Annotated in this window: 1 rRNA gene; it reads right to left on the reverse strand. The window is 53.2% G+C overall.

The features are described 5' to 3' along the window. Positions 1-1,553, reverse strand: a 16S ribosomal RNA gene (locus R8N47_RS23365). Positions 1,554-1,587 lie beyond the last annotated feature (34 nt).

Raw genomic sequence — 1,587 nt, forward strand, 5'->3', positions numbered from 1 at the left:
TAAGGAGGTGATCCAGCGCCAGGTTCCCCTAGCGCTACCTTGTTACGACTTCACCCCAGTCATGAACCACAAAGTGGTAAGCGTCCCCCCGAAGGTTAAACTACCTACTTCTTTTGCAGCCCACTCCCATGGTGTGACGGGCGGTGTGTACAAGGCCCGGGAACGTATTCACCGTGGCATTCTGATCCACGATTACTAGCGATTCCGACTTCATGGAGTCGAGTTGCAGACTCCAATCCGGACTACGACGCACTTTTTGGGATTCGCTCACTTTCGCAAGTTGGCCGCCCTCTGTATGCGCCATTGTAGCACGTGTGTAGCCCTACTCGTAAGGGCCATGATGACTTGACGTCGTCCCCACCTTCCTCCGGTTTATCACCGGCAGTCTCCCTGGAGTTCCCGACATTACTCGCTGGCAAACAAGGATAAGGGTTGCGCTCGTTGCGGGACTTAACCCAACATTTCACAACACGAGCTGACGACAGCCATGCAGCACCTGTCTCAGAGTTCCCGAAGGCACCAATCCATCTCTGGAAAGTTCTCTGGATGTCAAGAGTAGGTAAGGTTCTTCGCGTTGCATCGAATTAAACCACATGCTCCACCGCTTGTGCGGGCCCCCGTCAATTCATTTGAGTTTTAATCTTGCGACCGTACTCCCCAGGCGGTCTACTTAACGCGTTAGCTCCGAAAGCCACGGCTCAAGGCCACAACCTCCAAGTAGACATCGTTTACGGCGTGGACTACCAGGGTATCTAATCCTGTTTGCTCCCCACGCTTTCGCATCTGAGTGTCAGTATCTGTCCAGGGGGCCGCCTTCGCCACCGGTATTCCTTCAGATCTCTACGCATTTCACCGCTACACCTGAAATTCTACCCCCCTCTACAGTACTCTAGTCTGCCAGTTTCAAATGCTATTCCGAGGTTGAGCCCCGGGCTTTCACATCTGACTTAACAAACCACCTGCATGCGCTTTACGCCCAGTAATTCCGATTAACGCTCGCACCCTCCGTATTACCGCGGCTGCTGGCACGGAGTTAGCCGGTGCTTCTTCTGTCGCTAACGTCAAATAATGCAGCTATTAACTACACTACCTTCCTCACGACTGAAAGTGCTTTACAACCCGAAGGCCTTCTTCACACACGCGGCATGGCTGCATCAGGCTTGCGCCCATTGTGCAATATTCCCCACTGCTGCCTCCCGTAGGAGTCTGGACCGTGTCTCAGTTCCAGTGTGGCTGATCATCCTCTCAGACCAGCTAGGGATCGTCGCCTTGGTGAGCCCTTACCTCACCAACTAGCTAATCCCACCTAGGCATATCCTGACGCGAGAGGCCCGAAGGTCCCCCTCTTTGGCCCGTAGGCATCATGCGGTATTAGCCATCGTTTCCAATGGTTATCCCCCACATCAGGGCAATTTCCTAGGCATTACTCACCCGTCCGCCGCTCGACGCCGTTATCGTTCCCCGAAGGTTCAGATAACTCGTTTCCGCTCGACTTGCATGTGTTAGGCCTGCCGCCAGCGTTCAATCTGAGCCATGATCAAACTCTTCAATTTAAGATTTTGTTCGGCTCAATGAATACTGAACATT

It is taken from the genome of Vibrio sp. 2132-1 (assembly GCF_033344315.1).